The organism is Sphingomonas sp., assembly GCF_019746665.1.
Taxonomy (GTDB): Bacteria; Pseudomonadota; Alphaproteobacteria; order Sphingomonadales; family Sphingomonadaceae; genus Sphingomonas.
The window spans coordinates 24,783-51,544 of sequence record NZ_JAIERS010000008.1; the positions used below are offsets into that span (position 1 = coordinate 24,783).

At 68.8% G+C, this 26,762-nt stretch carries 30 protein-coding genes and 1 tRNA gene; 21 read left to right on the forward strand and 10 right to left on the reverse strand.

The annotated features are described in order from the left end of the window. The first annotated feature begins 75 nt into the window (after nt 1-75). The 3 genes from K2X73_RS07240 to K2X73_RS07250 all read left to right on the forward strand — a co-directional run bounded on the left by K2X73_RS07240 (nt 76) and on the right by K2X73_RS07250 (nt 4,865). Complete coding sequence (locus K2X73_RS07240) at nt 76-3,474, forward strand: AAA family ATPase (RefSeq protein ID WP_294109510.1); 3,399 nt, start codon at nt 76-78, stop codon at nt 3,472-3,474. 115 nt (nt 3,475-3,589) lie between these two features. After that, complete coding sequence (locus K2X73_RS07245; protein WP_294109511.1) at nt 3,590-3,904, forward strand: hypothetical protein; 315 nt, start codon at nt 3,590-3,592, stop codon at nt 3,902-3,904. A 28-nt stretch (nt 3,905-3,932) separates the two neighbouring features. Next, nucleotides 3,933-4,865 (forward strand): DUF808 domain-containing protein, encoded by a 933-nt coding sequence (locus tag K2X73_RS07250; RefSeq protein WP_294109512.1) that lies wholly within the window; start codon nt 3,933-3,935, stop codon nt 4,863-4,865. Here the strand turns inward: K2X73_RS07250 and K2X73_RS07255 are convergent. The 3 genes from K2X73_RS07255 to K2X73_RS07265 all read right to left on the reverse strand — a co-directional run bounded on the left by K2X73_RS07255 (nt 4,842) and on the right by K2X73_RS07265 (nt 7,375). Then, on the reverse strand, nt 4,842-5,567 hold the full coding sequence (locus tag K2X73_RS07255) for a Crp/Fnr family transcriptional regulator (protein ID WP_294109513.1): 726 nt from the start codon (nt 5,565-5,567) through the stop codon (nt 4,842-4,844). The two genes, K2X73_RS07250 and K2X73_RS07255, sit on opposite strands and share 24 nt — an antisense overlap. A gap of 122 nt (nt 5,568-5,689) precedes the next feature. Beyond that, nucleotides 5,690-6,331 carry a fasciclin domain-containing protein gene (locus tag K2X73_RS07260; protein ID WP_294109514.1) on the reverse strand — a complete coding sequence of 214 codons (642 nt, stop codon included), beginning with the start codon at nt 6,329-6,331 and terminating at the stop codon, nt 5,690-5,692. Between the two features lie 138 nt (nt 6,332-6,469). Beyond that, entirely contained in the window at nt 6,470-7,375 is a 906-nt protein-coding gene (locus K2X73_RS07265; RefSeq protein ID WP_294109515.1) for a hydrogen peroxide-inducible genes activator, read from the reverse strand. Nucleotides 7,376-7,519: 144 nt separating this feature from the next. Between K2X73_RS07265 and K2X73_RS07270 the strand changes: the two genes are divergently transcribed. Beyond that, nucleotides 7,520-8,065 (forward strand): peroxiredoxin, encoded by a 546-nt coding sequence (locus K2X73_RS07270; RefSeq protein WP_294109517.1) that lies wholly within the window; start codon nt 7,520-7,522, stop codon nt 8,063-8,065. A 144-nt stretch (nt 8,066-8,209) separates the two neighbouring features. Then, a complete protein-coding gene (locus tag K2X73_RS07275; protein ID WP_294109518.1) occupies nt 8,210-8,731 on the forward strand; it encodes a carboxymuconolactone decarboxylase family protein in 522 nt (173 codons plus the stop codon). A 42-nt stretch (nt 8,732-8,773) separates the two neighbouring features. On the opposite strand, the gene msrB is transcribed toward K2X73_RS07275, so the two are convergent. The 4 genes from msrB to K2X73_RS07295 form a co-directional block, all read right to left on the reverse strand. Next, nucleotides 8,774-9,265 carry a peptide-methionine (R)-S-oxide reductase MsrB gene (gene msrB / locus K2X73_RS07280; RefSeq protein ID WP_294109519.1) on the reverse strand — a complete coding sequence of 164 codons (492 nt, stop codon included), beginning with the start codon at nt 9,263-9,265 and terminating at the stop codon, nt 8,774-8,776. Nucleotides 9,266-9,354: 89 nt separating this feature from the next. Continuing rightward, nucleotides 9,355-10,593: a cytochrome P450 gene (locus tag K2X73_RS07285; RefSeq protein WP_294109520.1), complete on the reverse strand. Its 1,239-nt coding sequence runs from the start codon at nt 10,591-10,593 to the stop codon at nt 9,355-9,357. A gap of 29 nt (nt 10,594-10,622) precedes the next feature. Beyond that, the gene (locus K2X73_RS07290) at nt 10,623-11,876 is read right to left on the reverse strand and encodes an ABC transporter permease (protein WP_294109521.1); all 1,254 of its coding nucleotides are present in this window, start codon (nt 11,874-11,876) and stop codon (nt 10,623-10,625) included. Beyond that, entirely contained in the window at nt 11,873-12,790 is a 918-nt protein-coding gene (locus tag K2X73_RS07295) for an ATP-binding cassette domain-containing protein (protein WP_294109522.1), read from the reverse strand. The genes K2X73_RS07290 and K2X73_RS07295 overlap by 4 nt, the downstream gene beginning before the upstream one ends. A 41-nt stretch (nt 12,791-12,831) precedes the next feature. On the opposite strand from K2X73_RS07295, the gene queG reads away from it, so the two are divergent. Both queG and K2X73_RS07305 read left to right on the forward strand, forming a co-directional pair. Next, a complete protein-coding gene (queG, locus tag K2X73_RS07300; RefSeq protein WP_294109523.1) occupies nt 12,832-13,887 on the forward strand; it encodes a tRNA epoxyqueuosine(34) reductase QueG in 1,056 nt (351 codons plus the stop codon). A gap of 58 nt (nt 13,888-13,945) precedes the next feature. Further along, nucleotides 13,946-14,425: a DUF4142 domain-containing protein gene (locus K2X73_RS07305; RefSeq protein ID WP_294109524.1), complete on the forward strand. Its 480-nt coding sequence runs from the start codon at nt 13,946-13,948 to the stop codon at nt 14,423-14,425. 11 nt (nt 14,426-14,436) lie between these two features. Here K2X73_RS07305 and K2X73_RS07310 read toward each other — a convergent pair whose 3' ends face one another. The 3 genes from K2X73_RS07310 to K2X73_RS07320 all read right to left on the reverse strand — a co-directional run bounded on the left by K2X73_RS07310 (nt 14,437) and on the right by K2X73_RS07320 (nt 16,889). Next, nucleotides 14,437-15,336: a c-type cytochrome gene (locus tag K2X73_RS07310; RefSeq protein ID WP_294109526.1), complete on the reverse strand. Its 900-nt coding sequence runs from the start codon at nt 15,334-15,336 to the stop codon at nt 14,437-14,439. Between the two features lie 4 nt (nt 15,337-15,340). Beyond that, complete coding sequence (locus K2X73_RS07315; protein ID WP_294109527.1) at nt 15,341-16,054, reverse strand: hypothetical protein; 714 nt, start codon at nt 16,052-16,054, stop codon at nt 15,341-15,343. 61 nt (nt 16,055-16,115) lie between these two features. Further along, nucleotides 16,116-16,889, reverse strand: a complete 774-nt coding sequence (locus K2X73_RS07320; RefSeq protein ID WP_294109626.1) for a sulfite exporter TauE/SafE family protein — start codon at nt 16,887-16,889, stop codon at nt 16,116-16,118. A 182-nt stretch (nt 16,890-17,071) separates the two neighbouring features. On the opposite strand from K2X73_RS07320, the gene nusB reads away from it, so the two are divergent. From nusB to tatC, 14 genes are all read left to right on the forward strand, one after another. Continuing rightward, nucleotides 17,072-17,518: a transcription antitermination factor NusB gene (nusB, locus tag K2X73_RS07325; RefSeq protein WP_294109528.1), complete on the forward strand. Its 447-nt coding sequence runs from the start codon at nt 17,072-17,074 to the stop codon at nt 17,516-17,518. Further along, on the forward strand, nt 17,515-18,411 hold the full coding sequence (thiL, locus tag K2X73_RS07330) for a thiamine-phosphate kinase (protein WP_294109529.1): 897 nt from the start codon (nt 17,515-17,517) through the stop codon (nt 18,409-18,411). The genes nusB and thiL overlap by 4 nt, the downstream gene beginning before the upstream one ends. Before the next feature lie 254 nt (nt 18,412-18,665). Beyond that, nucleotides 18,666-20,810 carry a sodium-translocating pyrophosphatase gene (locus K2X73_RS07335; protein ID WP_294109530.1) on the forward strand — a complete coding sequence of 715 codons (2,145 nt, stop codon included), beginning with the start codon at nt 18,666-18,668 and terminating at the stop codon, nt 20,808-20,810. Between the two features lie 166 nt (nt 20,811-20,976). Continuing rightward, nucleotides 20,977-21,837: a restriction endonuclease gene (locus K2X73_RS07340; RefSeq protein WP_294109531.1), complete on the forward strand. Its 861-nt coding sequence runs from the start codon at nt 20,977-20,979 to the stop codon at nt 21,835-21,837. An 88-nt stretch (nt 21,838-21,925) separates the two neighbouring features. Beyond that, on the forward strand, nt 21,926-22,144 hold the full coding sequence (gene infA / locus K2X73_RS07345) for a translation initiation factor IF-1 (protein WP_294109533.1): 219 nt from the start codon (nt 21,926-21,928) through the stop codon (nt 22,142-22,144). Continuing rightward, nucleotides 22,145-22,714, forward strand: coding sequence for a nucleoside triphosphate pyrophosphatase (locus K2X73_RS07350; RefSeq protein ID WP_294109534.1), 570 nt, complete (start codon nt 22,145-22,147; stop codon nt 22,712-22,714). It begins immediately after the preceding gene. Then, entirely contained in the window at nt 22,707-23,738 is a 1,032-nt protein-coding gene (locus K2X73_RS07355) for a ribonuclease E/G (protein WP_294109535.1), read from the forward strand. The genes K2X73_RS07350 and K2X73_RS07355 overlap by 8 nt, the downstream gene beginning before the upstream one ends. Beyond that, nucleotides 23,731-23,913 carry a DNA gyrase inhibitor YacG gene (gene yacG / locus K2X73_RS07360; protein ID WP_294109536.1) on the forward strand — a complete coding sequence of 61 codons (183 nt, stop codon included), beginning with the start codon at nt 23,731-23,733 and terminating at the stop codon, nt 23,911-23,913. Before K2X73_RS07355 ends, yacG begins: the two co-directional genes overlap by 8 nt. Before the next feature lie 29 nt (nt 23,914-23,942). Then, a tRNA-Phe gene (locus K2X73_RS07365) sits at nt 23,943-24,018 on the forward strand. Nucleotides 24,019-24,060: 42 nt separating this feature from the next. Continuing rightward, on the forward strand, nt 24,061-24,783 hold the full coding sequence (locus tag K2X73_RS07370; RefSeq protein ID WP_294109537.1) for a ScpA family protein: 723 nt from the start codon (nt 24,061-24,063) through the stop codon (nt 24,781-24,783). Beyond that, nucleotides 24,780-25,349: an SMC-Scp complex subunit ScpB gene (scpB, locus tag K2X73_RS07375; RefSeq protein ID WP_294109539.1), complete on the forward strand. Its 570-nt coding sequence runs from the start codon at nt 24,780-24,782 to the stop codon at nt 25,347-25,349. Before K2X73_RS07370 ends, scpB begins: the two co-directional genes overlap by 4 nt. 32 nt (nt 25,350-25,381) lie before the next feature. Next, on the forward strand, nt 25,382-25,576 hold the full coding sequence (locus tag K2X73_RS07380; protein WP_294109540.1) for a Sec-independent protein translocase TatA: 195 nt from the start codon (nt 25,382-25,384) through the stop codon (nt 25,574-25,576). A 2-nt stretch (nt 25,577-25,578) separates the two neighbouring features. After that, nucleotides 25,579-25,974 carry a Sec-independent protein translocase protein TatB gene (gene tatB, locus K2X73_RS07385; RefSeq protein WP_294109541.1) on the forward strand — a complete coding sequence of 132 codons (396 nt, stop codon included), beginning with the start codon at nt 25,579-25,581 and terminating at the stop codon, nt 25,972-25,974. Beyond that, nucleotides 25,971-26,744: a twin-arginine translocase subunit TatC gene (gene tatC / locus K2X73_RS07390; protein ID WP_294109542.1), complete on the forward strand. Its 774-nt coding sequence runs from the start codon at nt 25,971-25,973 to the stop codon at nt 26,742-26,744. Before tatB ends, tatC begins: the two co-directional genes overlap by 4 nt. Nucleotides 26,745-26,762 lie beyond the last annotated feature (18 nt).

A 26,762-nucleotide genomic window follows, 5' to 3' on the forward strand; every position in this document is an offset into this window, starting at 1 on the left:
CAATCATCCTACAGCGGGCTAAAGGACTCGACATCGGCGCTCCGCCTCAAGCAATATCCCCCAAAGGGGGCATAAGTGCAGATCAAGCGGCTGCGGCTGAGCGGCTTCAAGAGTTTCGTCGATCCGGCCGATCTGCGCATCGAGCCCGGCCTCACCGGCATCGTCGGCCCCAATGGTTGCGGCAAATCGAATCTGCTCGAAGCGCTGCGTTGGACGATGGGTGAGTCCTCCGCCAAGTCGCTGCGCGGGGCGGGGATGGAGGACGTGATCTTCGCCGGCACCACCCGCCGCCCGGCGCGCGATTTCGCCGAAGTGGCGATGCTGATCGAGGGCGCCGAGGGTGAGACCGAGGTCGTCCGCCGGATCGAGCGCGGCGCGGGCTCGGCCTATCGCATCAACGGGCGCGACGTGCGCGCGAAGGACGTGGCGCTGCTGTTCGCCGATGCCGCGACCGGCGCGCATAGCCCGGCGCTCGTCAGCCAGGGCCGGATCGGGGCGGTGATCAATGCCAAACCCGCGGAGCGCCGCGCGATGCTGGAGGAGGCGGCGGGGATCGCGGGCCTCCATGTCCGCCGGCGCGATGCCGAGCAGCGGCTGCGGGCGACCGAAGCCAATCTCACCCGGCTGGGCGAGATCATGGCCGAGCAGGAGGCGCGGATCGGCGCGCTCAAGCGCCAGGCGCGCCAGGCCGAGCGCTACCGCGCGCTCTCCGACCAGATCCGCGTCGCAGAGGCGCGGCTGATCTTCACTCGCTGGCAGGATGCCGCCGCCGCCGCCGATGCCGCCCGCGCCGAGGCGGAAGGAGCCGAGGCGCGCGTCGCCGAAGCAGCCGAGGCGCAGCGCGCGGCCGCCGCGCACCAGACCGCCGCGACCGGGGCGCTGGCGGAAGCCCGGGCAACCGCGCTCGCCGCGCGCGACCGGGCGAGCGAGCTTGGCCATCAGCTGAGCGGCCTGCGCCAGGAAAGCGAGAGTGTCGCCCGGCGGCTGGCGGAAGCACAGGAAGCCCAGGGCCGGCTCGCCGCCGATCGCGCGCGCGAGGGCGAACTCGCCGAGGATGCCGCGGCGGCGCTCGCCCGGCTGACGGCGGAAGCCAAGGAGATCGACGCGCGCCTCGCCGAAGCGGTCAAGCGCGTGCCCGAGGCCGACGCCGCGCTGGTGGACGCCGAACGCGGCGCGCGCGATGCCGAAGTCGCGCTTGCCCAGGCGATGGCGGCGCAGGCTGCGGAAGCGGCGGAGGCGCGGGTGGCGGCCGCCGCGCTCCAGGCCGCGCGGGCACGGGCGCAGCGCGCGGAAGCCGATGCCGCGCGACTGGCGACGGAGGCGCGCGCGCTCGCCGATGCCGGCCCGATCGATGCCGAGCGTGCCCGCGCCGCCGCCGAGCGCGCCCAGGCGCTCGCTCATGCCGAACAGGCGCGCGCGGCGCTGAGCGAGGCGGAAGGGGCCGAACGCACCGCGCGGGCGAGCCGCGATCACGCGCAGGCCGAACGATCGCGCGCCCATGCCGAACTCACCGCGCTCGACAGCGAAAGCGCGGCGCTCGCCAAGGCGACGCGCCCCTCTGGCAAGGCGCGGGTGCTCGATGAATTGCGCCCGGCGGCGGGCTATGAGCGTGCGCTCGCCGCCGCGCTGGGCGACGATCTGGAGGCGGGGCTCGATCGCGAGGCTGAACGCCATTGGGCGGGAGCCGCGCCGCTGCCGAGCGATCCGCCACCCCCGGCGGGGGCGGTGCCGCTCGCCGATCGGGTCGCGGCGCCGGCGGCGCTCGCGCGGCGGCTGGCGCAGGTGTTCGTGGTGGAGGCTGACGGCGGGCAGCCACTCGCGGTGGGGCAGCGGCTGGTGACGCTTGGGGGGCAGTTGCGCCGCTGGGACGGGTTCGTCGCGCGATCGGGCGGGGCGGCGGCGGCCGAGCGGCTCGAACGGCTCGGCCGGCTGCGCGCGCTGGAGGCGGCACGGCCGGCGGCGGTGCGTGCGGTCGAAGGCGCGGAGGCCGAACTGGCGCGGATCGACGCAGCGGTCACCGAGGCGCGCCAGCGCGGGATCGAGGCACGTCGGCTGATCGATGCGGCCGAGGCGCGCGCGCGCGACGCCGCCCGCGCCGAGGACCGGGCGAGCGCCGCGCTCGAACGGCTCGAGGCGCAGCGCCGCGATCTCGCCGCGCGCCAGGCGCGGGTGGCGAGCGAAGCCGGCGAGGCCGCTGCTGATCTCGCCCGTGCCGAGGCTGCGCATGCCACGCTCCCCGATGGCCGCGCGGCACAGGCGCAGGTCGGCGCGCTCCAGCAAGCCGCGGAGGCGGCGCGGGCGCGGGTCGCGGAGGCGCGCAGCGCGCGGCTCGCGCTCGACCGGGCGCTGGAGAATGACCGGGGCCTGCGCGGTCGGGCCGATGCCGAGGCCAAGAGCTGGCGCCAGCGTGCCGGCGACGCCGCCCGTCGCATCGCCGACATGGCGAAGCGCGCCGAGGCGCTCGGCGAGGAAATCGCGGTGCTCGCCGCCAAACCCGCCGGGATCGAGGCGCGGCTGGTCGCGCTCGCCGCCGAGCATGAAGCCGCGCGCGCCGCCGCCGACGTCGCGATGGCCGAGGAGCGCGCCGCCGAAGGCCGCCTGCGCGAGACCGAACGCCTCGCCGCCGCCGCCGCCGAAACGCTCGCCACCGCGCGCGAGACCCGCGCCGCCGCCGCCGCCCGCGCCGAGAATCAGGCGCTGCGCCGGGTCGAGATGGCGCGGCTGGCGGGCGAGCGCTTCGAATGCCCGCCACCCCTGCTCCCTGAGCGCGCGGGCTTCCGCGCCGACGAGGTGCGTGGCGCGACCGAGGAAAGCGCGCGCCACGACCGGCTGATAGCCGAGCGCGAACGGCTGGGCGCGGTCAACCTCGTCGCCGAAAGCGAGCTCGCCGAAATCGAGGCGGCGCTCGGCACCAGCGAGGGCGAGCGCGACGAACTGGTGCAGGCGGTCAACCGGCTGCGCGGCTCGATCGGCACGCTGAACCGCGAAGGGCGACAACGATTGCTGGCGGCGTTCGAAGCGGTGAACGGCCATTTCCAGCGACTGTTCACCACCCTGTTCAACGGCGGCCAGGCGCATTTGGCGCTGGTCGATTCGGATGATCCGCTCGAGGCTGGCCTCGAAATCATGGCGCAGCCGCCGGGCAAGAAGCTGCAGTCGCTCACCTTGCTCTCCGGCGGCGAGCAGGCGCTGACCGCGGTTGCGCTAATCTTTGGGCTATTCCTCACCAATCCCGCGCCGATCTGCGTGCTCGACGAGGTCGACGCCCCGCTCGATGACGCCAATATCGAGCGTTTCTGCGACCTGCTCGAAGTGATGACCCGCGAAACCGCGACGCGCTATCTGATCGTCACCCACAATGCGGTGACGATGAGCCGGATGCACCGGCTGTTCGGGGTGACGATGGTCGAGCAGGGGGTCAGCCGGCTCGTCTCGGTCGATCTGAGCGGGGCGGAGGCATTGCTCGCCGCCTAACCGCCGCCGCGATACTTCCTGCTTCGGCGCAGGGCGGAGCCCATTATCGCCGTGCCTATGGCGCGCTCTGCGCTCTGCCGCTACCGCACCGCGACATTCCCCACGAAAGCCCGTCATGGACCTGCCCGCGCTCTACCATCGTTTCATCGACTGGATCGGCGACGGCACCGGCTTGCCCGATACGATCCTGCACATCCACGCCGGGATGATCGTGCTGATGCTCGCCCGGTTGATAACAAGACGCTCGCTCGGGACGTTCGTACCGCTGTCGTGCGTGGTGGCGGCGGAGGCGTTCAACGAGGTGATGGACAGATTGCATTTTGGCTCGTGGCGCTGGCCCGATACGCTTTCGGATGTGGCGAACACGCTGTTCTGGCCGCTCGTCATTTGCCTCGCGGTGCGCTTGCGCCCGCTCTTGCCGCTGCGCTAACCCGCCAGCGAGAATTTGGGGGAAAGCAATGCCCGGCGGTCTGGTTGCCCTGCTCGACGACGTGGCGGCGATCGCCAAGCTCGCCGCCGCCTCGCTCGACGATGTCGCGGGCGCGGCGGGCAAGGCCGGCGCCAAGGCGGCGGGGGTGGTGATCGACGATACCGCCGTCACCCCGGGCTATGTCGTCGGGCTGGCGCCGGCGCGCGAGTTGCCGATCATCGGCAAGATCGCGCTCGGTTCGCTCCGCAACAAGCTGTTGTTCCTGCTTCCCGCCGCGCTGCTGCTGAGCGCGTTCGCGCCGTGGGGAATCATGCCGCTGCTGCTGGTGGGCGGCAGCTATCTCTGCTTCGAGGGCGCGGAGAAGCTTTGGGAGAAGATATCCGGCCACGGCCATGCCGAGGATGCGGTCGCTGAAATCACCGATCCCACCGAGCTTGAACAGCGCCAGGTTTCGGGCGCGATCCGCACCGATTTCATTCTGTCGGGCGAGATCATGGCCATCGCGCTGGAGGCGGTGGCCGGCCAAGGCATTGTCGCTCAGGCCGTCTCGCTGGTGCTGGTCGCGATCGCGATCACCGCCGGGGTTTATGGCGTCGTCGCGCTGATCGTGAAGATGGACGATATCGGTCTCGCGCTCGCCGCGCGGGGATCATCGGCGCGGCAGGCGCTGGGGCGGGGCCTGGTCAAGACGATGCCGGTGCTGCTGCGCTGGCTTGCCGGCATCGGCACCGCGGCGATGCTGTGGGTCGGCGGCGGGATCGTGATCCACGCCCTCGAAAGCTTTGGCGTGGCCGAGCCCGGACACAGCCTGCACCATTGGGCCGGACAGGCCGAGTACGCGCTGCCGCTCGGCGGCGCGGTCAACTGGGCGGTCTATGCGGCGGGATCGGCGGTGGTTGGGCTCACGATCGGCGCGGTGATCGTCGCCCTGCTTCACCTATTGCCGCGTCGCGAACATTAACGGTAACCGCACCGGCGCCATTGGCGGCGGCGCGGGGAGCGGTTCGCCCGCCGCCCAGGCGCGCAGCACCGCGCCGTCGCGCACCGTGATCCGCCCGCGCGTGCAGCGCAAGGCGCGCTCGCCCTCGAGTAAATGCAGCGCCTCGGTAACGCTCGACCGACGCAGGCAGAGCATCTCGCTCAGCTCCTGATGGGTTATGGCGAGCGTATCGCCCTCGATCCGGTCGTGCAGCATCACCAACCACCGCGCGAGCCGCTGCGCGGCGCTGTCGCGCAGGCCCGAGGCGAGCAGTGCGCCGGTCTGCGCCAGGAAGCGCTGGCTGTGCGCGATCAGGCTGGCGAACAGGCTGGGGCTGGCGAGCGTCGCTGCCTCGAGCCGCGCCGCCGAAATGCTGAGAACGCTGCCGCCGCTCAACCGCACCGTCAGCCGCACCGGCTGCTCGGCGCCGAACAACGGCCAGCCGGCGAGGCCTTCGCGCCCGATCAGCGCGGTCTCCGCCTTGCCGCCGATCGCCGCGCCGATCACCGCGCTTTCGGGAAACAGCACCCGCGCGCGGCCATCCTCGACCAGATCGAGCGGTCCCGGCGGCAGGGTGCGTCGGCGCAGATGCGGCGCGATCAGCAGCGCGTCTTGCGGGGCGAGACCGGCGAGCAGGTGGTTGGCGCGCAGCGCCTGCCAGGGTTCACCATTTCGGCCCAACATCATCGTCTCCTCGGCACTTTCGTGCCGTAGCTACGGTCGCCAGCAGGGCGTGGATGCACGCGTGAACAAAAAAAGGCGCGGGGACCATCCGCCCCCGCGCCCTCGACAATGAACCCGCGCGGTTATTGCAGCTTGGGAATGAGCACGCCGTTCACCACATGCACGACGCCGTTCGACTGCTTGACGTCGGCGAGCTGCAAATAGCTGACATTGCCGCTCGCTGCGGTCAGCTTGATGCCCGGGCCTTCCTTCTCGGCGGTGATGGGCTGGCCTTCCACCGTGGTGAGCGTCGCCTTGCCGCCGCCCGCGTCGATCTGCTTGAGCAGGTCGGCGAGCAGGATAGTGCCGCTGACCACGTGATATTTCAGCAGCTTTTCGAGCGTCGCCTTGTTCTCCGGCTTCAGCAGCGTGTCGAGCGTACCTGGGGCGAGGCGGGTGAACGCGTCGTTATCGGGCGCGAACACGGTGAACGGGCCGGGGCCGGCGAGCACCGTGTCGAGCCCTGCGGCCTTCACCGCGCTGACGAGCGTCGTCAGGTTCGAAGCGGCGGCGGCGTTCTCCACGATCGTCCGGCTCGGCAGCATCGGCGCGCCGCCGACGATCGGGGCGTTGGCGTCGGCGGCCGGCGCCTGGCCCGCCGTCGCTTGGCCCTGGCCGGCGGGGGCCGGCTGAGCGGTGCCGGCGGGGGCCGTTTGCGCGAGCAGCGCGGCCGGCATCAGCGCCGCACCCGCGACACCCAACGTCAACGACTTCAATAAATTCATCTTCCACTCCTTCGTAGCGGGCGTCCTTGTCAGCCCTTCAAGGGTAATACGAACAAACCCCAATCCCGGTTGCGGCGAAGCGTGCCGGGAGGCAAGCGCCTTTCAGGACGAAGCGTGGCGCGGTCGGGGTGACGCGGCTCATGCCGCCGCCGCCAGCACCTGCGCCAATAGCTGAAAATCGCGCTCGCGCGGCGAGGCACGGCGCCAGACCAGCGCGATCGTGCGCGTCGGGTTGTCAGCGGCGAGCGGCCGCGCCGCGACCGAGGTGTGCTGCAGGATGCCCGCCTTGATCGCCATTTCCGGCAAAATCGTTACCCCCAGCCCGTTATCGACCATCTGGACGATGGTGTGGAGCGAGGTGCCGAGCATCGTCGCCTCGGCGCGCAGTTCCGGCCGGTTGCACGCGGCGAGCGCATGTTCCTTCAGGCAATGCCCGTCCTCCAGCAGCAGCAGCCGGTTCTCGTCGATGTCGCTCGCGGCGACCATCTCGCCCGGTGGCGCGGGATCGCTTTGAGGATAGGCGACGAACATCGCATCCTCGAACAACGGCGCGCTCGCCACTTCACCGCAAGCATAGGGCAGGGCAAGCAGCACGCAGTCGCTGCGGCCATTGTGCAGCCCTTCGCACGCCGCGCCACTCGGTTCCTCGCGCAGATAGAGCTTCAGGTCGGGATAATCGGCGCGCAGCCGGGGCAGGATGCGCGGCAGCATGAATGGCGCGATCGTTGGGATCACGCTCATCCGCATCTCGCCCGACAAGGGCCGGCCGGCGGCGCGGGCGAGATCGCCCAGTTCATCGGCCTCGCGCAGCACGCGGCGCGCCTTGTCGGCGATGCGTTCGCCAAGCGGGGTGAAGCGCACGACGCGGCGGGTGCGCTCGACGAGCGTCACGCCGATCAGCGTCTCCAGCTCGCGCAGCCCGGCGGAAAGCGTTGATTGGGTGACGAAGCACGCCTCTGCCGCGCGGCCGAAATGGCCGTGATCGCGCAGGGCGACAAGATATTGCAGCTGCTTCAGCGTAGGGAGGTAAATGCTCACTTTCATTGAGATATTCGATCAATCCGCGACAGACAAACGATTTGTTCGCAGGCGCAGCAGTCCCTATGTGCACTGCAGCAACGGGGTGTGATGGCACACGCTCCGCGCGGGGAGAGGAGCCGCAGGGCTCGATTTTTATAGGAGGCACAGATGCTGACCGTTGGCGACAAGTTTCCCGATATCACCGTTCCCGTCCAGCAGGGCACCAACGCGCTGCCTGCCGGCGAGACGCTGAACCTGACCACCGCTTTCCCCGGCAAGTGGAAGGTGCTGTTCTACTGGCCCAAGGATTTCACCTTCGTCTGCCCGACCGAGATCGTCGGCTACAGCCAGCTGAAGGGCGATTTCGAGGACCGCGATGCGGTGCTGATCGGCGCCTCGACCGATACCGCCCATGTCCATCTGGCGTGGCGCAAGTCGGACCCCGATCTGGCGGCCGCTGATTTCCCCTGGCTCGCCGACAATGGCGCGATCCTCGCCTCGGCGCTCGGTATTCTCGATAAGAACGAGCATGTCGCCTATCGCGCTACCTTCACGATCGATCCCGATGGCGTGATCCAGGCGGTGCAGGTGAACGGCCTGAACGTTGGCCGCAACCCGCAAGAAACGCTGCGCGTGCTCGACGCGCTGCAGACCGACGAGCTCTGCCCGTGCAACTGGAACAAGGGCGACGAGGTGCTGCAGGTCGCGGCCTGAATACGTCAATGTAGCCCCTCCCCCTGCGGGGGAGGGGTTGGGGTGGGGGCTTCCGGGGCGGAACGTCGCGCCAGGACCGACCCCACCCCTATCCCCTCCCCGGAAGGGGAGGGGTTTTTGTTGTTGAAGAAACAGGAGCTTCCCATGTCGCTCAAGGATTTCGCGGCGGCCCTGCCCGATTTCGCCAAGGACATTCGCCTGAATGTCGGCTCGATGCTCACCGAGCCGTCGCTCACCGATCAGCGCAAATACGGCCTGATCCTCGCCTGCGCGCACGGCACCGGCCACAAGCCGCTGGTCGCGGCGGCCGAGGCGGAGTGCGCGCCGAAACTGAGTCCCGAGGCAGCCAATGCGGCGCGCGCGGCGGCGGCGGTGATGGCGATGAACAACGTCTATTACCGCTTCACCCACCTCGCCTCGAACCCCGAATATGGCAAGATGCCCGCCAAGCTGCGGATGAATGTGATCGGCGCGCCGGGGATCGACAAGGCCGATTTCGAGCTGTTCAGCCTTGCCGTCTCGGCGATGAATGGCTGCGGCATGTGCATTGACAGCCATGAGAAAGTGCTGAAGGCCGCTGGCGTCACCGCCGAGGTGATCCAGCACGGTGCGCGGTTCGCCGCGATCCTGAAGGCGGTCGCGACGATCCACGCCGCCACCGCTTGAGGGGCGAGCGGCCGCGCCCAGGCGCCGCCGCTCGACCTGTCCCTACGCCTTGCCGGGCGCGAAGTGCAGCGCGACGCCGTTCATGCAGTAACGCTTGCCAGTCGGCGGCGGGCCGTCATCGAACACATGGCCGAGATGCCCGCCGCAGCGGCGGCAATGGACCTCGGTGCGCGGCACGCCGATCGCCCAATCGGTCTTGCTACCGACCGCGTTGGCGAGCGGCTGATAGAAGCTTGGCCAGCCGGTGCCGCTGTCGAACTTGGTCTTGGACGAGAAGAGCGGCAGCGCACAGCCCGCGCAGCTGAAGGTTCCGGTGCGATGTTCGGCGTTGAGCGGGCTCGAATAGGGATATTCGGTCGCCTCGTGCCGCAGCGTGCTATAGGCAGCCGGCGACAGCTTCTTGCGCCACTGCGCGTCGCTCAGCTGATATTCGAATTGTTCCTTGGCCTCGGCGGGCTGGCTGCGCCAGCCGAGAAATGCCGCCACGCCAGCGCCCAGCGCGGCGAGCGACAGAAATTGACGTCGATCGGTCATGCTCCACTCCTTTGCCCTAAGATACGGAGCAAAGGCGGCAAAGGGTTACGCGGGGAGGCAAAAAATCCTCCCCGTGAACGCGACGGACCTTAATATTTGCTCAGTTGCACCGGCAGCGCCCGGTAGCCGTGGACGAAGCAGGCGGCGACGCGAGTCGGCTCGCCCACCACATTCACGCGCATCCGCCGCTTGGCCATTTCTTCGAGCAGCACGCCGATCTGCAATTCGGCGAGCCGCGCGCCGACGCAGCGGTGGATACCATGGCCAAACGCCAGATGGCGGCGGGCATTAGGCCGATCGACCACGATCTGGTCGGCGTCCGGCCCGAATACGCTCTCGTCGCGATTGGCCGAGATGTACCACATCACCAGCTTGTCGCCGGCCTTGATCTGGTGACCCTCCAGCACCGTGTCCTGGGTCGCGGTGCGGCGCATATGCGCAAGTGGCGTCTGCCAGCGGATGATTTCCTGCACCGCGTTCGGGATCAGGCTCGGGTCCGCCTCAAGCTTGGCGCGCTGTTCGGGGAACAGGTCCAGGCCATAGGCCGCGGCGGTCATCGAATTGCGCGTCGTGTCGTTGCCGCCGACGATCAGCAGGATCAGATTGCCCAGGAACTCCATGTCGTCCATATGTGCCATCGCTTCCGAATGGATCATCATGGAGATCAGATCGGGGGTCGGCTCCTTGCCGATCTTCGAGTCCCACAGGGTTTTGAAATAGGCGGCGCATTCGAACATGATGTTCTGGCGCTGCATCCGCAGTTCATCACTTTTCGACGGTTCGATGTCACCCGCCCAGTCGGACCAATAGGTCAGCTTGCGGCGGTCTTCCCAGGGGAAGTCGAACAGGATGGCGAGCATCTGCGTCGTCAGTTCGATCGACACCTTGTCGACCCAATCGAACGTTTCGCCCCAGGGCAGGCCATCGAGCACCTCGATCGTGCGGCGGCGCACGTCGACGCCCATGCGCTCGATCTCGCTGGGCGTGAAGGCGGGGGCGACGGTGCGGCGCTGCCCGGTATGCTTGGGGCGGTCCATCGAGATGAACATCGGCGCCTTGATGTCGCCGCGCTCGGGTTTCAGATCGGCGACGACGATGCCGCCCATCTCGCTCGAATAAAGATCGGGCAGCGACTCTACCTCGACGATCGGCTTGTAGATGGAAATCGACCAATAGGGTCCGAAATCGCTGTTCTCGCAGCGATACACCGGCGCCTTGGCGCGTAGCTCACGGAATGGCGCCTGCCACAGATCGTCACGATAAAGTTCCGGGCGGGTGACATCGAGCGGGTCCACCTGCGCGGACATTTCGGGGGCCAGAGTCGCCATGTTCCTCTCCTTATGCGGAGAGAACAACGCTAATTTACATTGTTGTCAATAGCGGACGTGGCGGCGCCGATGCCGAGCAGGGCGAGCAGCCCTTTGCGCCCGCTGCCCGTTTTCAGCACGCCGCGCCGGAACGCGCTCGCGCCCAGCCAGATGGTGAGCGAAACCCAAAGGGCCTGCCAGGCAAGCGCGGCCAGATGCGGCCAGATTTCGGGCCTGTTGGCCGCCCGCGCCGCCATCGCGAAGGGCGAGGAGAGCGGGAAAATCTCGGCGATGGTCGCGGTCGTCGAACCCGGATCGGCGGCGGCGGCGGAGGCGAGGCCGAACATCAGCATCTGGGTGATGGTGATCGGTAGCGACAGCATCTGGATCTCGCGCATCGTCTGCGCCTGCGCACCGACCGAGAGGAACACCGCGCCCAGCAGCATATAGGCCATCGCGAAATAGCCCGCGAACAGCAGCGCGAAGGCTGGCGTGCCGACGGCGGGGGCGAGATCGGTGAACAGTCGGCCCGGGCCGGTCGGCGGCACGAAATGCCCGGCCTGGCTCGCCAATGTCCCCCAAAAGGCGACGAACAGCACCGCGACACCGAACATGCCGAGCAGCTTGCCGAGGAACACCGATTCGAGCGGCACCGCAGCGGCGAGGATCTCGATCACCTTGTTGCTGCGCTCCTCGGCCATCGTGCCGACCGCCTGGCCCGACAAGAACAGCGTCAGGAAGAAGATGCCGAGCACGGCGAGGAACGCCGATTGGTTGCGTCCGGCAACGCTCGGCGCCTTGCGGGTGACGGGGATTCGCACCGGCGAAGAGGCGACCGGCGCGTTCATGTCGCTGAGCGCCGTCTCCGCCAGTTGGGTGAGATAATCGGCGGTGCGCGTACCGGCCGGGGTGAACAGGATGTGCGGCGCCTCGAGCGGGCCGGTGAGCACCGTCGCGACCTCCTTGTCGGCGCGATCGAACGCGGCCTGTGCCTGCGCGCCGCCATCGCCGCGGGGCGCCTCGATCATCAGGGGCGGCGGGGCATCGCCCCGGCGGAAGATGCGGCGCAATTTGGCGTCGGCGGCACTCAGTGCCTGGCCTTCGGCGGCGGGGACGATCGCGATCAGCACTGCCTTATTCTCGCCGGCGCGCGCAAGGTTCGCGCCGCCTAGCCCGCCAAGCACGCCGAACAGTACCATGATCAGGGGCGAGAGCAGGAACAGCAGGAACAATGGCGTGAACACCGTCGCGGTGAAATCGCGGCGGGCGATGGTGAGCGTCTGGCGGATCAGGCGGCGGTTCATTGTGCGGCCTCCAGCGCCTTGCGGCCGACAATTTCCACGAAGGCATCGTGCAAGCTCGGCCGTTCGATCGACAGCCCCGAAATGCCGTGTCCGGCCTCGATCAGTTTCACCAGCAACGCTTCGATCCCCTGTTGCGGCATGGTGAAGACATAGCCGCCATTTTCATGCCGCGCGTCCGCCGGCAGCAGCGCGTCGATCGCCGGGTCCAGCCGGGTGGGGGCATAACGGACCTGCGCGGGCAGCGTGCCGCGCGCTTCCGTCACCGTGCCCTCGAACCGGCGCTTGCCGCCGGCGATGATCGCCAGCCGATCGCACAGCCGCTCGGCATGGCTCATGATGTGGGTGGAGAACAGGATCGTTGCTCCGCGATCGCGCTCGGCCTTGATCAGCGCCTCCAGCTTCTCCTGGTTAACCGGATCAAGCCCCGAAAAGGGCTCGTCGAGCACCAGCAGGCGCGGCTGATGCACCACCGAGCCAAGCAGTTGCACCAGCTGCGCCATGCCCTTGGAGAGCTTGCGAATCTTCTCGTCCGCCGCATAGCCGAGCCCGGCTTGCTCCAGCAGCGCGTCGGCGCGCTTGCGCCCGACATGCCAGGGCAGGCCGCGCAGGGCGCCCATGAAGGCGATCGCCTCGCGCGCTTTCATCGCCGGATAGAGCCCACGCTCCTCGGGTAGATAGCCGACCTCGTCGCTCGCCTCGCGCGGGATGGCGCGGCCGAGCAGGGTGCGGTTCCCCGCATCTGGCTCGATGATGCCGAGCAGCATCCGCAAGGTCGTGGTCTTGCCCGCGCCATTGGGGCCGAGCACACCGTAGATAAGGCCGGGCGGCACCGCGATGTCGACGCCGTCGACCACCCGCCGCTCGCCGAAACGCTTGACCAGGCCGTGCGCGCTGATCGCGAGATTACTTTCCAAGCGCTCCCCCTTATGTGCTGGGCCATGGGTAGCGGCCAAGGATGAACGAAGACAAGCCTTTCGCGGTGCGATTGAAGGCGAAGGCGGCCGAATTTGGCTTCGTCGCCTGCGGCATCGCGCGTGCCGACGCCGCGCCGCGCGCCAGCGAGCGGCTGCGCCAGTGGCTCGCGCAAGGGATGCACGGCGAGATGCTGTGGATGGAAGCGCGCGCCGACCAGCGCGCCGCCCCGCGCGGGCTTTGGCCGGAGGTCGAAAGCGTGATCGCGCTTGGCATGAGCTACGCGCCGGGGCGCGATCCGCTCGCGCTCGCCGCGCATCCCGATCGCGGGCGGGTGTCGGTCTATGCGCAAGGCGGCGATTATCACGATGTGGTGAAGCGCGCGCTGAAGGCGCTCGCGCGCTGGATGGTCGAGACCGAGGGCGGGGCGCTGAAAGTTTTCGTCGATACCGCCCCGGTGATGGAAAAGCCGCTCGCCGAGGCCGCCGGGCTCGGCTGGCAGGGCAAGCACAGCAATCTCGTCAGCCGCGATCATGGCAGCTGGCTGTTCCTGGGGGCGATCTACACGACGCTCGCGCTGCCGTCCGACGCGCCGGGGCGCGACCGTTGCGGCCGCTGCGACGCCTGCCAGCGCGCCTGCCCGACCGACGCCTTCCCCGCGCCCTACTGGCTCGATGCCCGGCGCTGCGTCTCGTATCTGACGATCGAGCATAAGGGGCCGATCCCGCCCGATTTGCGCGAAGCGATCGGTAATCGTGTCTATGGCTGCGACGATTGCCTGGCGGTGTGCCCGTGGAACAAGTTCGCCGCGCAGGCCGCCGCCCACCGCGCTTTTCTGCCGCGCGCGGAACTGACCGCGCCCGCGCTCGCCGATCTGCTCGCGCTCGATGACGCGGCCTTTCGCGCGGTGTTTGCGGGCTCGCCGATCAAGCGCATCGGCCGCAACCGGCTGGTGCGGAACGCGGCGATCGCAGCGGGAAACAGTGGGGACCGCGCGCTGGTGCCGCCGCTGCGGGCGCTGCTTGGGGACGAGGATGCTGTCGTGCGCGAGGCGGCGGGGTGGGCGCTGGCGCGGCTGGACGGGGAGGGCGCATCCTGATCCGCCGGAACCTTCGGCCGCCGCATGCGCTTGCCTTGAGCGCTTCACGGAGACCGATATGCGGATCAGTTGGAGCCTGCTCGCTTTGTCGCTTGGCATGGCGGGCGTGTCGCCGGCGCTCGCGGCGCCCGGCGCTTTCCTTGCCAAGGCGATCAAGGGTGATAACGCGGAGATGCGCCTCGGCAAGCTCGCCCAGACGCATGGCCAAAGCACGGCGGTGCGGCGCTTTGGCGCGACGCTCGCGCGCGATCACGGCACCGCCCGGCGCGCGGCGCTGCCGGTGGCGCGGCGGCACGGCGTCGCCATTCCAGACGGTATGACCGACGAGGCGCAGGCGGAATATGCGAAGCTCGATCAGCTGCGCGGCCCGTCATTCGACCGCGAATTCGCGCGCTACATGGTCGAGGATCACCGCAAGGACATCGCCGCCTTCAGCCGTGAGGCGGCGATCCGCGATCCGGGCGATGTCCGCGCGCTTGCCCGGCAGACGCTGCCGGCACTGCGTCGCCATCTGCGCATGGCGCGCGCGCTGGGCTGAGGGAACGGCTGCTATTCGGTGCCGCCGCCCAAAAGGTGCCCGGCGATCGTCTGCCCGTAATAGTCGCCGCTTTCGTGGAACTGCGCCCGCGCGTTCTCGATGCTGCCCGTCTGGCGCGGATCGCGCGGACGTTGGTGGCTGTCGATGAAAGCGGCGACGTCCCAGGCTTCCTGGTCGGTCAAACTATTGCCGGCGCCAAACGGCATGTTGACCTTGATGAAACCCGCTGCGGTCGCGACGCGCGCCATCCCTGCGCCCCAGTTGAACGATTTCGACCCCCAAAGTGGCGGCGCGACGTAGCCGCCCGCGCCATCGGGCGTGCCGTGTCCGTCGGCGCCGTGGCATGCCGCGCATTTGTTGGCGAACACCGCGCTCCCGCGCGCCGGATCATGGCCGAGCGTGGTCTTGGCGAGCGCGATATAGCCGCGCCCCGGCGGCGGCTTGCCCACCGCCACCCCTTGCGCGAGCCAGGCGAAATAGCTCTGCAGATCGCGGTAGATCGGGTCGTCGAGCGGCGGCGGCCCCTTCGCCGGCGCGGCCGGCGCGTTCATCGAGTAAAGGAAGCAATCGTGAATCCGGTCGGCCATGGTGTTGATCCGGCCGTTCTTCTTGCGGAAGGCGGGGTAGCTCACCCAGGCCGCCCACATCGGCGCGGCATCGGCCTTGCGCCCTGCGTCCAAATGGCAATTGCCGCAGGCAAGGGCGTTGCCGACATAGCGTGGCGCGTGGCGGGCGGTCGCGAGGAACAGGTCGCGGCCGCGCCGGATCGCGTCGCCATCGGGGCCTGATGGGATGGCCGACTCGTCGGGCGGGCTGAAGGCGGCTGGTTTGGCCGGTGGTGCCGCCGCACGCGGCTGGCACGCGCCGAGCACCACCGCGCCGAACGCCAGCAGCACCGTTCGATACCGCATCGCCTCAGTCGACGATGTTGATGAAGCTATAGCCACGCTCCTGCGCGCGGTTCACCGCGACGATGCCGGCGGGCACGATCACCGCACCGGGGATCATGTTGGCGCGCAGCTCGGCGTTGATCGCCTTCGCATCGCCGCCGCTCGCCCGGGCGAGTTGCGCCGCCATGCCCTCCGTCGCGATGCCGCACACCGCGAAGCGCGCGCCGCGCTCGGCGAGCACCGCCAGCGTCACCGGCGGCTCGTCATCCCCCTTCTTGGCGGCGGGCGTGGGCTTGGCGGGGGCGGGCGCCGAGAGGTTCGGATTGCCCTTGATCGCGCGGATCGCCTGTTCGCCCTGCATCTTCATCTTGTCGGCGATGGTCGCGCCATATTTGGCCCACATGGCGTCGTTGAAGCCGAACGGGGTGGAGAAGTGGCGGAAGACGATGATCATCCCGAGCGCTTCGGGGCCGATGCCGTACCCCGCCTTGTTCTGAGCGTAGAAATTGTCGGCGTAGAACATCGCCGCCGTGCCCGAATCGATCGTGGTGGTATCAAGCACCAGGCGGTGGCGGGTGCCGGGGCGGTCCATCCAGGCGTCCTGCTCTTCCATCGCCGGGCGCCAGGGCGTGGCACCGGCGGCGGCCGGCGTCTGAGCGAGCGCGGGCATAGCCCCCGCCGCGCCCATCAGCCCGCCCACGCCGATCATCGCGCGCCGATCGATCATCTTGTCGCCCATCGTTGGTCCCCCCGAATTTGGCACCGAGCCTAGCCGCAGCCGGGGCGAGCGCACAAGCGCGCTACAGCACCGGTCCGCTCTTCCACAGCATATAGCCCGCCACCGCGAAGATCAGCGCGGCGAACACCGGGGTGAGCGCGCCGCGCCGGGACAGCCGCTGGGCTAGTCTGGTGCCGGTCACGCCCCCGGCGATGCCGCCCAGAATGAAGATCGCGGCGAGCGACCAATCGATCATGCCCGATGCTGCATAGTTGAGCGCGGTGGTCAGCCCGAACGCGGTCACCGCGACCAGGCTGGTGCCGACCGCGTTGATCATCGGCATCCGCGTCGCCGCGATCAGTCCAGGAACGATCAGGAAGCCGCCCCCGATCCCGAAGAAGCCGGAAAGCAGCCCCGTCGCCCCGCCAAGCACGATCAGGCGTGGCGCGGTCGCGCGGGTGAGGCCGCCGCCGACGACTCCGGCTTGCTCGCGCCGGCGCAGCATCAGTACGCCCACCACGATCATCAGCAGCGCGAACAGGAACAGCAGGCGGTGCCCGTCGACCGCCTTGCCCAGGGTCGATCCCGCCAGCGCGCCGAGCACGCCCGCCGCCGCGAACGCGATCCCCGCGCCCCAGCGCACGTTGCGCGCGCGGGCATGTTGGGCAAGGCCGCTCGCGGCATTGGCGGCGACAGCGAGTGCCGAGCTGCCGATCGCGACATGCGGGTTCGCCACCCCCACCAGATAGACCATCAGCGGCATTGCCAGGATCGATCCGCCACCCCCCACCAGCCCGAGCGTGAAGCCGACCAGCCCGCCCGAGGCGGCGCCGAGCAGATATTGGAGCGGGGTCAGCCCCGCCTCCGTGGGCTAAAGGGTCGACAGGGCAACGGCTTCATCGCCCAAACGCCGATGCTGGCTCTTCCCATCGCACCCCCCCTGGCGCGAGTGTGTCACAGCCCGCCGCGATTGGCCACGGGCGCGTACCTGCGCGCGGCGGGCTAGCAATCTCGCCCTCAGCCGCTACATCGCGCGCCATGACTCGTTCCAAGGCCCGCGCCGCCGCCCGGCTCGCCGCCGTTCAGGCGCTGTATCAACATGCGATGGAAGCCACCCCGGTGCCGGCGCTGCTGCACGAATTCCATCAGCATCGCCTGGGCGCGACGATCGAGGAGGCCGAATATGCCGAGGCCGACGTCGATTTCTTCAACGATCTCGTCCGCGGCACGCTCGCGCGCGGGGGCGAGGTCGATGCCTTGATCACCGCCAAGCTCGCCAAGGGCTGGACCCTGGAGCGGCTCGATAAGCCGATGCGCGAAATCTTGCGTGCGGGCACCTATGAACTGCTCGCCCGGCCCGATGTGCCGATGGGGGCGGTGATCACTGAATATGTCGATGTCGCCCACGCCTTTTACGAAAAGCGCGAGGCAGGTTTCGTGAACGGTTTGCTCGACGCGATCGCGAAGGACGTGCGGGGCGGTTGACCGAGGCCGAGTTCCTCGCCGCCCTGCGCGCCCTGCCGCTGCACCGGGGGGCAGGCGATCTGCGCGACGATGCCGCCCGGCTCGGTGAACTGGTGCTGACGACCGATACCCTCGTCGAAGGCGTCCATTTCCTGCCCGCCGACCCGCCGCAAGACGTCGCGTGGAAGCTGCTCGCGGTGAACCTGTCCGATCTGGCGGCGAAAGCGGCGGCGCCCGAGGGAGTGTTGCTCAACTATCCCTTGAGCGGTGGCGATTGGGACGCCGCGTTCCTCGCCGGGCTCGACGCGGCGCTCCGCGCGCTCGGCACGCTGCTGCTGGGGGGCGACACGGTTTCGCTGCCGGCGGGCGCGCCCCGGGTGCTGAGCCTTACCGCGATCGGCCGCACGGCGGCGCCCCCGGCGCGGAGCGGCGCGCGGGCGGGGGAGGCGCTCTACGTTACCGGCACGATCGGCGATGCCGGCGCCGGCTTGCGGATCGCGCGCGGCGAGGTTGGGCCAGAGGCGTTGCTCGCCGCTTATCGCCGGCCGCAGCCCCGGCTGGCCGAGGGGCGGGCGCTCGGCGGGATCGCGAGCGCGATGATGGACGTGTCCGATGGGCTGCTGATCGACGCCGCCCGGCTGGCGGCGGCGAGCGGGCTCGGCGTCGAGATCGCGCTCGACGCCGTGCCGCTCTCGCCGGCCTACCGCGCGTTCGCGGGCGATGACCGCGCCGCCCGGCTCGCGGCGGCGACAGCGGGGGACGATTATCAGCTGCTGTTCGCCGCGCCCGCCGATGCGGTGCTGCCAGTGCCGGCGACGCGCATCGGTGCGCTGCGAGCGGGGGCAGGTCTCATCCTCACCGAGCACGGCGAGCCGGTGCCGCTGCCCGAGCGGCTGGGGTTCGAGCATGGTTAGGACAACCCTGCAGCGAAAATATACCCTCGTCGCCCCGGCCGAAGAGCCGGGGCTGGGCTTTTATTCAGCGGTCGCAAGGCAGCCAAGCCCCGGCTCTTCGGCCGGGGCGACGGGTATAGCGGGGTCGGGAAGCCGATCATCCCAAGCTATTGTCCCACCCGCCCGCCAACCCGCTTGCGCTGGCGCGCGAAGCGGTTAGGCTCCCCTTCACAACCACAAAAGCCCGGCCAACCCGGCGAAAAGGGGATTAGGGGATGCAGATAGTTTATGCGGCCATCGTCTGTGGCCTCATCGCGGTGCTCTATGGCTTCATCACCGCGCGGCAGGTGATCGCGGCGCCGGCGGGCAATGAGAAGATGCAGGACATCGCCGCCGCGGTGCAGGAAGGCGCACAGGCCTATCTCGGGCGGCAGTATCGCACGATCGCGATCGTCGGCGCGGTGGTCGCGGCGATCCTGGTATTCACGCTCGGCTGGATCTCCACCGTCGGGTTCCTGATCGGCGCGGTGCTCTCGGGCGTGGCGGGTTATGTCGGCATGAACATCTCGGTGCGCGCGAACGTCCGCACCGCGGAGGCGGCGCGGACCTCGCTGCAGGCGGGGCTGACGCTCGCTTTCCGCTCGGGGGCGATCACGGGGATGCTGGTCGCGGGGCTCGGCCTGCTCGCGATCGCGGGCTTCTATTGGTATCTCGTCGCGGTCGCCGGGCACCGGATCGACAATCCCGCCGACCGCACGATCGTCGAGGCGCTCACCGCGCTTGCGTTCGGCGCCTCGCTGATCTCGATCTTCGCGCGGCTCGGTGGCGGCATCTTCACCAAGGCGGCGGATGTCGGCGCCGATCTTGTCGGCAAGGTTGAGGCCGGTATCCCCGAGGACGATCCCCGCAACCCCGCCGTGATCGCCGATAACGTGGGCGACAATGTCGGCGACTGCGCGGGTATGGCGGCCGATCTGTTCGAGACTTACGTCGTGACGCTCGGCGTCACCATGATTTCGGTCGCGCTGCTGCTGCCCAAGGCGGACAAGCTGCCGCAGTTGATGGCGCTGCCGCTGATCGTCGGCGGCGCGTGCATCCTCACCTCGATCATCGGCACCTATTTCGTGCGGCTCGGCAAGGGCAGCATCATGGGCGCGCTCTACAAGGGCTTCTGGACCTCGGCGATCCTGTCGGTGCCGCTCATCTATGCCGCGACTGCGTACGCGCTGGGGGACATGAGCGCGCCGGTCGGCGGCAACGCCTTCCTCTCGGGCGGCACGCCCGAGCTGGTGGAGGGGCAGCGGATCGGCAATTTCACCGGCAACGCGCTGTTCCTGTGCATGTTGATCGGCCTCGCGGTGACGGGCGCGATGGTGTGGATAACCGAATATTACACCGGCACCAATTTCCGCCCGGTGCGCTCGATCGCCAAGGCTTCGGTGACGGGGCACGGCACTAATGTGATCCAAGGCCTCGCGATCAGCCTGGAGGCGACCGCGCTGCCGACTTTGGTAATCGTGATCGCGGTGATCGCCGCTTTCCAGCTGGCGGGGGTGATCGGCGTCGCCTTCGCCGCGACCGCGATGCTGGCGCAGGCCGGCATGGTGGTGGCGCTCGACGCTTACGGCCCGGTGACCGATAACGCCGGCGGTATTGCCGAAATGGCCGGCCTGCCCGACGAGGTGCGCCAGAAGACCGACGCGCTCGACGCGGTGGGCAACACCACCAAGGCGGTGACCAAGGGCTATGCGATCGGCTCGGCCGCGCTCGCCGCGCTGGTGCTGTTCGGCGCGTACACGACCGACCTGCGGACCTACTTCAGCGGCCTCACGGTCGATTTCTCGCTCTCCAACCCGTACGTGATCGTCGGCCTGCTGCTCGGCGCCTTGCTCCCCTATCTGTTCGGGGCGATGGGGATGACGGCGGTGGGCCGCGCGGCGGGCGCGGTGGTGGAGGAAGTCCGCGACCAGTTCCGCAACAATCCCGGGATCATGGCAGGCACCAGCCGCCCCGATTATGCCCGCACCGTCGACCTGGTGACCAAGGCGGCGATCGCCGAGATGATCGTGCCCTCGCTGCTGCCGGTGCTCTCACCGATCGCGGTCTATTTCATCATCACTTTGGTGGCGGGCCAGGCCGAGGGCTTCGCGGCGCTCGGCGCGATGCTGCTGGGGGTGATCGTCTCGGGCCTGTTCGTCGCCATCTCGATGACCTCGGGCGGCGGCGCGTGGGACAATGCCAAGAAGTACATCGAGGACGGCAATCACGGCGGCAAGGGCAGCGACGCCCACAAGGCCGCGGTGACCGGCGACACGGTGGGCGATCCCTACAAGGACACCGCCGGCCCGGCGGTGAACCCGATGATCAAGATCACCAATATCGTCGCGCTGCTGCTACTGGCGGCGCTGGCGGCGGGGTGAGGGGGGCGGGTTAACCGTATGAACATCAAGCGGCGGTGGGGCACCAACGGGTGTCTCACCGCCCTTTTCTTGCGCCTGGTAGAGCAGCAGGATGGCTTGCCCTCGTGCCAGAGCGGCCCAATACCGCACGGCTTGTCCGCGAAAGTTCTTGATCCGGAGCATTGATGTGAGCGTCACGTTGCCCAGGCATGAAGATTTGATGCTACCCACGTTAAAAGTGCTCGACGAACTGGGCGGCTCCGGCTCGAATGACGAGATCAACGATGCAGTGATTGCCGGGCAAGGTTTCAGTCAAGCTCAGCTCGACGTTGTTTACGAGAAGAGCGGGGCACCGGTCCTTGTGGACCGCCTCTCCTGGGCGCGAAGCTATCTGAAGATGCCCGGCTTCCTCGCAAGCGCTGGGCGGGGCGTCTGGGTGTTGACCGATGCGGGCCGCGAAGCGCTGTCCCTGAACGCGGATCAGCTCCGCAAGAAAGTGAACGAGGCTTATCGGCGCTTGAATGCCGAGCGGCAGAAAAAGTCCGCGATCGACAATGCCGAAGCACACAAGGCCGAGGATGAAGCCGACTGGTCCGACCGGCTGCTCGCCAAGCTCAAATCAATCGAACCCGCTGCGTTCGAGCGGCTCGCGCAGCGGCTGTTGCGTGAGAGCGGCTTTGTGAAGGTGGAGGTGACCGGCAAGGCCGGTGATGGCGGCATCGATGGAGTGGGCGTGCTGCGGATGAACCTCATCTCGTTCCAGGTACTGTTCCAGTGCAAGCGCTATGCTGGCTCAGTCTCGGCGGGCACGGTGCGGGATTTTCGCGGCGCGATGCAGGGCCGGGCGGACAAGGGGCTGATCATCACCACGGGCACTTTCACGACCGACGCCAAGCGCGAGGCGACACGCGACGGGGCGCCGGCGATCGATTTGGTCGACGGCGAACTGCTCTGCCAGCTGCTTAAGGAACGCGGCTTGGGCGTTACCGTGCGGCAGGTCGTCGTCGAGGAGGTCGACATCGACGCCGGGTTCTTCGACGGGCTGTAGCACGGGACAACTGCCACCCCCGCTTTCCTTTTCCCCCCGCCTGGGCTATGGCCGCGCCCAATTTTCCTGACATTGTAAAGAGGGTTGTTTGGCCAAGGAAGAATTGCTCGAAATGCGCGGCACGGTGGTGGAACTGCTGCCCAATGCCATGTTCCGCGTCCGCCTCGAAAATGATCACGAAATCCTCGGCCATACCGCCGGCAAGATGCGCAAGAACCGCATCCGCGTGCTGGTGGGCGACGATGTGCTCGTGGAACTCACGCCCTATGATCTCACCAAGGGGCGCATCACCTATCGCTTCAAGTAAGTGGCGCTGATCCTCGCTTCCACCTCGCCGCGGCGGCGTGACTTGCTCGCGCGGCTGGGGGTGGTGCCCGATCGGATCGCCGCGCCCGATATCGACGAGAGCCCCGCGCGCGGCGAGCTACCCCGCGCCTATGCGCTGCGCCTCGCCGAGGCCAAGGCTCGCGCGGTGGCGTGCGATCCCGGTGACGTGGTGATCGCGGGCGACACGACGATCGCGCTGGGCCGCCGCATCCTGCCGCCCGCCGAAACCGAAGCGGTGCAGCGCGAGCTGCTGGGTCTCCTCTCCGGCCGGCGCCACCACTGCCTCGCGGCGGTGTGCGTGATCGATGGCGTGGGCACGGCGCGGCTGCGGCTCGCTGATACCGTCGTCACCTTCAAGCGGCTGTCAGCCGACGAGATCGACGCCTATGTCGCCTGCGGCGAAGGGCTGGGCAAGGCGGGCGGCTATGCCATCCAGGGGCGCGCGGAAGCGCTGGTGAAGCGTCTCGCCGGCAGCCATTCGGGCGTGATCGGCCTGCCGCTTTACGAAACCCGCGCGCTGCTTCGCACCGCCGGCGTGCCGCTTGGCTAAGTGGCTCTATGAAGACGGCATCGGCGAGGCGCGCGCGGCGCTGATCGATGAGGGCCGCATCCTGAAGGCGCGGATCGAGCGGCCGGGGCTCGGCCCGCGCGCCGGAGCTGTGGTCGCGGCGCGCTATGCCGCGCAGTGGAGCGGGGGCGGCAGCTTCATGCTGGCGGACGGGCTGGAAGCCTATGTCGAGGGCGTGCCCCGCGCGCTCAGTCCGGGCAGCACGGCGCGGCTCGAAATCCTGCGCCAGCACAGCCCGCGCGGTGGGCGGGCGAAGCGGATCAAGGCGCGGATCGTGCACCCCGACATCCCCTTGAGCGACGGGCCGAGCCTCGCCGAGGCGATCGCCGCCACCCCCTGGCCGGTGCGGATGCTGCGCGCGGTCGATGCCGATGCGCTCGAGGAAGCCGGCTGGAGCGAACTGCTCGAAGAGGCGCGCACCGGCCTGGTCGACATCCCCGGCGGACGGCTCACCATCGAGCTCACCGAGGCGATGACGGTGATCGATGTCGATGGGGGCGGGGATGCCGAGAAGCTCGCGGTGGCGGGCGCGCGCGCGGCGGCCGAGGCGATCGAGCGGCTGAACCTCGCCGGCTCGATCGCGATCGACCTGCCGACCGCGAATAGCAAGGCGGCGCGGCTCGCGGCGGCCGAGGCGTTCGACGCGGCGATGCTGAGCAAGGTCGAGCGGACGGCGGTGAACGGCTTCGGCTTGCTCCATGTCGTGATGAGGAAGCGCCGCCCCTCGCTGATCGAGCTGATCCAGGGTGAACCCGCGCGTAGCGAGGCGCTCGCGCTCTATCGCCGGGCGGAGCGCGAGCCGCTGCCGGGGTCGATCGTCTTCACCGCCAACCCCGCGACCGCCGCCGGACGCGCGGCGGAAGACGCCGAGCTCGCCCGGCGGCGCGGAACGCCGGTGCGCTGGCACGCCGACGCGACGCCCATTGGTCACGGCAGCGTGAACCGGGTGATCGAGACGGGCGTTGCCGCGATGCCCGCGCGACCTATGGAAGACAATGATGGCTGATCCCCGCTGCCCGATCTGCGAGCGCCCGACCGATCCCGCCTTCCGCCCCTTTTGCAGCAGGGGCTGCAAGGATCGCGATCTGTTGCAATGGCTTGGCGAGGGGTATCGCTTGCCCGGCCGCCCGACTCCGCCAGGCATGAATCCCGGGCTGGACAGCGCGGAGGAAGGCGACTAAGAGGCCCGCTCTTGCCGCGACCCGGCAGCGCCCAAGTAGCTCAGTTGGTAGAGCATGCGACTGAAAATCGCAGTGTCGGTGGTTCGATCCCGCCCTTGGGCACCATCCCCTTCCCGCTGACCCAAGCCCCGCTTATGCTGGGCGGCGATGGCCGATACGCTGACGATCGATATTGATGGCTGGGAAGGGCCGCTCGACCTGCTGCTCGCGCTTGCCCGCACGCAGAAGGTCGATCTGCGCGCGATTTCGATTCTTCAGCTGGTCGAGCAATATCTGGATTTCATCGAGCGCGCCCGCGCGCTGCAGCTTGAGGTCGCGGCCGATTATCTGGTGATGGCGGCCTGGCTCGCTTACCTGAAATCGGCGCTGCTGCTGCCGCGCGACCCCGAGCAGGAGCCGAGCCCGGATGAGCTCGCGCTGCGGCTGCAATTGCGGCTCGAACGGTTGGAGGCGATGCGCGAGGCGGGCGGGCGGCTGATGGCGGGCGACCGGCTGGGCCGCGACGTGTTCCGCCGGGGCGCGCCCGAAGGCTTGCGGGTACGGCGCAAGGCGGCGTGGCAGGCCGAGCTTTACGAGCTGATCGCGGCCTATGGCCAGGTCTCGGCGCGGACCCGGCCGGTGATGCACGTCGTCGCCAACCGCCCGGTGATGACGCTGGAAACCGCGCTCGATCGGCTGCGCGACATGATCGGCCTCACTCCCGATTGGCGCGCGCTCCAGGCGTTCCTGCCCGCGGGCGTGAGCGAGCCGTTCCGCCGATCGGCGCTTGCCTCGTCGTTCGTCGCCGCGCTCGAACTCGCGCGGCAGGGCAAGGTCGAGCTGCGCCAGCATGAGCCGTTCGCGCCGCTTTATCTGCGGGGTCCGGCATGACCGATTCCTTCGTCCGCGCTGTTGAAGCAGTGCTGTTCGCCGCCGACGCGCCGCTCACCGTCGAGGCGATCCGCGCCCATGCCGGGGAGGGGGATGTGCGCGCCGCGCTCGACGCGATCGCCGCGCACCATGCCGGGCGCGGCTTCGAGCTCGTGCGGCGGGGCGAGCGCTGGCATTTCCAGACCGCGGGCGATCTCGCGCATCTGCTCCGCCGCGATCGCGAGGAAGTGAAGAAGCTCAGTCGCGCGGCGATCGAGACGCTGGCGATCATCGCCTATCACGAGCCCGTCACCCGCGCCGAGATCGAGGCGATTCGCGGCGTCGCCATCTCCAAGGGCACGCTCGACGTGCTGATGGAGGCGCTATGGGTGCGCCCCGCTGGGCGGCGCGAGAGCCCGGGGCGACCGCTGACTTACGCCACCACTCCGGAATTCCTCGCCCATTTCGGCCTTGCCAGCCGGCGCGATCTGCCTGGGATCGACGATCTGCGCGCCGCTGGCCTGCTCGACCCGATTGATCTCGCGCTTGAACGGATCGAGGTGGCAAAGGACGGTGAAGACGACTAGATAGGCGCCACTTCGGCTTTTGGAGACAAGCGATGGGTGGTTTCAGCCTGATGCACTGGCTGCTGTTTGGCGGCGTCGCGATTCTGGTGCTCGGTGGCGGTCGTTTCTCGGCGATGATGGGCGATGTCGCCAAGGGCGTGAAGCAGTTCAAGAAGGGCCTTGCCGAGGAAGATGAGGCCAAGCCCGCGCAGATCGACGCCAAGGAAGCGCCCGCGCCCAAGGATTGACCTTGTTCGGTATCGATTCCTCCGAACTGCTGCTGGTCGCGATCGTCGCGCTGGTGGTGATCGGCCCCAAGGATTTGCCCCGGGTAATGCGGCTCGTCGGCCAATGGGTCGCCCGGGCGCGCGGTGCCGTGCGCCAGTTTCGCGAGGGGTTCGACCAGATGCTGCGCGAGGCCGAGCTGAAGGAGCTCGAGGCCAAATGGGCAGCCGAGAATGAGCGGATCATGCAGCAATTCCCGGCGGGCCAGCCGGCGATGCTCGCCGGAGCCGATCCCGCCGATGCGCCGCCGGTGATGACGCCGCAACCCGTTGTCTGGACGCCGCCCGCACCCGCTTACGACGCGCCGAGCGACGACGATATCGCCGTCGCCGAAGGCATCCCCAGCGAGCCGAAGCCATGAACGCTGAGCCGCTCGACGAGATCGAGGCCAGCCGCGCGCCACTGATCGAGCATCTGGTCGAGCTGCGCCGGCGGCTGATTTATTGCCTGCTCGCGGTGGCGATCGCCTTCGCCGGCTGTTTCGCCTTCGCGCGCGAGATTCTGGCGCTGCTTGTCCATCCGCTCGCGGTCGCGGGGCAGAAGGAGATCATCAACACCGATGTGTTCGGCGGCTTCTTCGTCCAGCTGAAAGTCGCGTTCTTCGCGGCGGTGATGATCGGATCGCCGGTGATCGCGAACCAGGTGTGGCAGTTCGTCGCCCCCGGTCTTTATCGCCAGGAGCGGCGCGCGCTGCTGCCGTTCCTGCTGGCGACCCCGGTGCTGTTCACGACCGGCGCGGCAATGGCTTATTATGTCGCGGTGCCGATCGCGCTTAAATTCCTGCTCGGCTTTCAGGGGGAATTGGGCGGGGTGGAGCAGCGCGCGCTGCCGGATGTGAACAGCTATCTGGGCTTCATCATGCAGTTCATGTTCGGCTTTGGCATTTCGTTCCTGCTGCCGGTGCTGCTGATGCTGTTGGAGCGCGCGGGGATTGTTACCCGGCGCCAGCTGATCCAGTTCCGTCGCTACGCGATCGTGCTCGCGGTTGGGATCGCGGCGGTCCTGACTCCGCCCGACATCGGATCGCAGCTGCTGCTCGCGGTGCCGCTGATTCTGCTCTACGAACTCGCGATCATCGGCATCTGGATCAGCGAGCGCGGGCGCGGGAAAGCCAAGGCCGAGGCGGCATAAGCGCAATTCGCCTGGTTA